The organism is Xenorhabdus thuongxuanensis, from assembly GCF_001908095.1.
Lineage (GTDB): Bacteria > Pseudomonadota > Gammaproteobacteria > Enterobacterales > Enterobacteriaceae > Xenorhabdus > Xenorhabdus thuongxuanensis.
In genome coordinates this window covers 1-682 of record NZ_MKGR01000101.1, presented here as the reverse complement: position 1 = coordinate 682, position 682 = coordinate 1, and the positions used below count along the sequence as shown (strand labels likewise).

Genomic DNA, 682 nt, shown 5'->3' with positions numbered 1-682 from the left:
AGGGCAAACGGGTCTAAATTAGACTGACGTAAAACCCACCGTGAGGACTTTCAGCATGTAACCATTATCCCATCCGGCTTTCTGACGCTTAGTTTTCACTCCCACCTTTACGGTTTTCTCATTTTTCAGCAGGTTAAGGGCTATTTTATTCACTAAAGCGATGTTTTCAGCAGCATGACCGCTTCTCAGACGCTGGCTGTCCTCACCAAAACTCACATCCAGCTGCCAGTGCAGTTTATTTTCAATATGCCCATGGCTACGTATCGCTCCCGCAATAAAGTCCGCCGATTTATCACGATGACTGGTAATATAATAACGCCGGGCGTAACTCTCGGATTTTCCCTGCTCTTCACGCCAAGACTCCACCACCGCGATGCCACCCAGTGTGTACCACTGAGGGTGTCGTTCCCGTAACCAGCTAATATCGTTAACCAACCATAATTGACGCTGTTCGATACGACCGTGGTCGCCTTCTGTATCCTGGGTTTTAGCGTGGGGGAGCCCCCTAAACCCTTTTGCTAGCTGAGTATCTAAAAAGTCTTTGATATCGTCATGAAATTCACCCTGATTGCCTTTTAATGCCAGAACATAATCAGCCTGCTCCCCGACAATCTGATCAGCGATTTTGTACTGACAGCCCATTGCATCAATCGTGACAGTGGAACCTTCAATATCCAACAAG

1 protein-coding gene is annotated in these 682 nt (G+C 47.4%); it reads right to left on the bottom strand.

Translation table 11 applies throughout. The annotated features are described in order from the left end of the window. Nucleotides 1-18: 18 nt before the first annotated feature. Nucleotides 19-682, bottom strand: a 664-nt coding sequence (locus tag Xentx_RS18230; protein WP_139292551.1) for an ISAs1 family transposase, incomplete at its 5' end; no start/stop codon positions are given.